The organism is Dactylosporangium sp. NPDC050588, assembly GCF_040654975.1.
Taxonomy (GTDB): Bacteria; Actinomycetota; Actinomycetes; order Mycobacteriales; family Micromonosporaceae; genus Dactylosporangium; species Dactylosporangium maewongense.
In genome coordinates this window covers 1-3754 of the sequence record NZ_JBFAJA010000198.1, presented here as the reverse complement: position 1 = coordinate 3754, position 3754 = coordinate 1, and the positions used below count along the sequence as shown (strand labels likewise).

2 protein-coding genes are annotated in these 3754 nt (G+C 68.2%); both read left to right on the top strand.

Going from position 1 to position 3754, the window contains the following annotated elements:
- Positions 1–194 precede the first annotated feature (194 nt).
- A complete protein-coding gene (locus tag AB0I21_RS57145) occupies positions 195–2660 on the top strand; it encodes an alpha-L-rhamnosidase C-terminal domain-containing protein (RefSeq protein ID WP_360574415.1) in 2466 nt (821 codons plus the stop codon).
- 32 nt (positions 2661–2692) lie between these two features.
- Positions 2693–3754: hypothetical protein (locus AB0I21_RS57140; RefSeq protein ID WP_360574413.1), on the top strand; the 1062-nt coding region annotated here is incomplete at its 3' end.

Below are 3754 nucleotides of genomic sequence, written 5' to 3'. Positions count from 1 at the left end.
GCCTACTCCGGCAACCCCAACCAGCGCTTCACCCGCAGGGCCGTCTAACCACACAGGTGGACGCCGCACCGCCGACGGCGGTGCGGCGTGCCGGCCCAGCGGCTTCCCGACCCGGCACACCACGTTGAAACGTCTCAACGCGGTGGCGACAGAAAGGGCGCTACGTGCCAGACGCACATTCGACAGCCCGGCGGGTGACTCGCCGCCGGAGCGCAGGGCTCGCCGCATTTGTGGTGGTGGCGCTGGCCGCGGCGACGTTGAGCCTCGGCCGGTCCGCCGCAGCGGATGCCGTGCCCTGGCCGGCGAACCCCAACTGGCAGCAGTACGTGCTGGGACCGGCCACGCCGAACGTGACCCCGGTTGCCGTGGTGAGCACGTCGGGAAACGTCACCAACGCGGGCGCGCTGGTCACGGGTGGGAGCGGCAGCGCCAAGCTGACCATGGTGTCCGGCGGGCCCGCTCCCGTGATCATCCTGGACTACGGCAAGAATGTCGGTGGCTTCCCGTATTTCACGGTGGCCGCACAGAGCGGCAACCCGGTGCTGCGCGCCTCCTACAGCGAGGGAAGCCAGTACATCGGCGCCAACGGTGATGGCGGTGGCGCCTTCAACGCGGGGGACAGGTCCAGGGCCAACAACTACACCGTCCGCGGGGCCGGGACGATCAACCACAGCTTGATCCAGGGCGGCGAGCGGTTCCAACGGATCGCGCTGACCTCCCCCGGGTCGGTCACGCTCAGCGCGGTCGGCATCCGGTTCAGCGCCTACCGCGCGACGGCAAACGAATACCAGGGGTACTTCGTGTCCAGCTCCGACGAGCTGAACAAGATCTGGTACGCCGGCGCCTACACCAACCAGCTCAGCATGCTGCCCCCGGGAACGGGGGGCATCAACCAGCTGCCGCTGATCCTGGACGGGGCCAAGCGAGACCGCAACGTCTGGATCGGTGACATTTATGTGGAGGGCCCGACGAACTACGTCAGCCTGGGGAGCAACGGCAACGACTATCTCAAGCAGTCCATCCGGCTGCTCGGCAGCTACCAGCTCAGCAGTGGCTTCGTCACCGGGTGTCTGGCACCGCAGTCCCCGGTGCACACTGGTCCGCTGATCCCGGGTACGACCGCGTGCTACTCGACGAGCTACTCGCTGTACTTCGCCCCGGACCTGGCCGACTACTACCGCGCCACCGGTGACCTCGCCTTCGTCCGGTCGCAGTTTCCGGTCGTGCAGCGTCAACTCGGCTGGAACGCCTCGCGGCTCAATTCGCAGGGTTTGCTGGTCACCGACACCAGCGACGGCCTGGACTGGGACTGGTACGACGGGAACAAGACCGGCGCGGTGACCGCGTACAACGCGCTGTACTACCTGAACCTGATCGAGGCCGCCTACCTGGCGCGGGAGACGGGTCAGGTCGATCTCGCGACGCAGTACACGAACAAGGCGGCGGCCCTGCGCACCGCGATCAACGCCAACCTCTTCAACTCCAGCACCGGCGTCTACGATCTCAGCGACAAGGTCCGCGGCACCGTTACCCAGGACGCCAACGCCGAAGCGGTCCTGTTCGGCGTCGCGCCCGCCAGTGCCGTGCCCGGCATCCTGACCAAGCTGAAGTCCACCCTGTGGGGCACCCACGGCCCACGGCCCTTCTCCGGCAGCGGCTATTCCACGCTGATCAGCCCGTTCATCTCCGGCATCGAGCTCAACGCCCGGCTGTCCACGGGTGACACCACCGGCGGGATGCAGCTGGTGAGTGATGTCTGGGGTCAGATGGTCAGGCCCGGCCCGAACTACACCGGCACCATGTGGGAGAACATCAAGCCCGACGGCAGCATCGAGAAAGGCAGCACGAGCCTGGCACACGGCTGGTCGTCCGCCCCCACCTCGGCGCTGACCCGCTATGTGCTGGGCGCCCGGCCGGTCGACGCCGGGTACGCCACCTGGATCGTCCAGCCGCAGCCCGGATCGCTGAGCTGGACCGCAGGGCAGGTACCCACCCCGCACGGGCCGCTGGCGGTCAAGTGGGGCCGAGCGGCCGGCGATGGATTCGACATGGACGTCACCGCCCCGAACGGGACCAGCGGCACCATCGCTGTGCCGGCCTCCGGCGCTGACACGGCAATCACCGTGAATGGAACGAGTGTCTGGGACCGCGGAACATTTTCCGCCGGTGCCGGAGTCACCAGTGCGCGCAGCGACGGGTCCTACGTGTACATGACCGTCAGCGCCTCGGGCAATTACCGCGTGAGCGTCCGCGCCGGTTCAGGCGAGCCGACACCGACGCAGCGGTACGAGGCGGAGACCGCCCCAGCGGCGTGCCAGGGCAGGATCGACTCGAATCACTCCGGGTTCTCCGGCACCGGATTCTGCAACGCCGACAACACCGTCGGGGCCTACTCCCAGTTCACCGTCAACGCGCCGGCTGCTGGTACGGCGACAATCGGGGTCCGGTTCGCCAACGGTGGCGCGACTGTCCGTCCGGGGAACCTGGTCGTCAACGGAGCCACGGTGACGGCGGTGTCCTTCGAGGGGACCGGCGCGTGGACCACCTGGGTCACCAAGACTGTGACCATCCCGGTGAACGCCGGCAACAACACGATCCGGTTCAGTCCCACGACGGCGGAGGGTCTGCCCAACGTGGACTTCCTCGAGGTCGGTGCCTGACGACCATCCACGCCACGGCTGCGGCGCCGGCAATGGCGCCTCGGCATCGCCTGGACCTCGGCGGTGGTGTTGCGCATCGGGTACGACACCCGTTCCTCTCATCGACACAAGGAGCTTTGTTCATGCAACGACGCAATTTCCTGAGGCTGGGCGCTGCCGGTGCGGTGAGTGTCGGCGCGGCGTCCTGGCTCGGTACCTGGCAGGCGAGCGCCGGCACCGCCGTCGCGCAGCGGGTGGCGCCGACCACCCCGTTCGCGGTGGGTGTGCGCCAGTACACCTGGATGCGCGGTACCCGCCAGATCACCGCCTCTGTGTACTACCCCGCCACCGGCGCGGCCGGTGGTAGCGCCGTGACCGACGCGCCAGTAGCCCCGGGCGTGTTTCCCGTCTGCGAGTACACACACGGCGCCGGTGCCAGCCCGCAGGGTGGTTTTGGGCAGATCCGCCCGCTGGTCGCGGCTGGCTTCATCGTCCCGGCTCCCAACTTCCACAATGCCAGCATCGGCGATGCGTCCAAGGGCAACCTGCCCAAGGACGTCTCAGAGGTCCTTACCCGCACCCTGGCCCTGAACACCGGCAGCGACCCACTGGCCGGCCACATCGACACGGCGGCCGGCATCGGCGTGTCCGGCTACTCCATGGGCGGCATGACGACCAACGCGTTGCTCACCACCTACCCTGACCCTCGCATCACAGTGGCGGTACCCATCTCCTGCATCAGAATGGGCGGCCCGAGCAGCGCGGTCCATGCCAAGGTTCTGTTCATCCACGGCGACCGGGATCAGGTCTGCCCGTACTCCTCCGCCCACCAGTCGTATTCGGAGATGCCCGCCCCCAAGGGCTTCCTCACCTTCATCGGCGCCGACCACGGCGGCACTGGTTGGGGCAACACCAGCACCGTGGCCATGCGGACCATGGTCGACTGGATGCGGTGGGGCCTGTACGGCGACCTCGCCGCCCGCGGCCGCCTCACCGCCGACGCCACGTCGTCGTCCAGCCGGTGGGAGTTCGTGCCGGGTTCGAGCGAGCCGCCGCCGGCCTCGACGTATTTCAACCTGGTGGCCCAGCACAGCGGCAAGGTCGCTGAGATCACC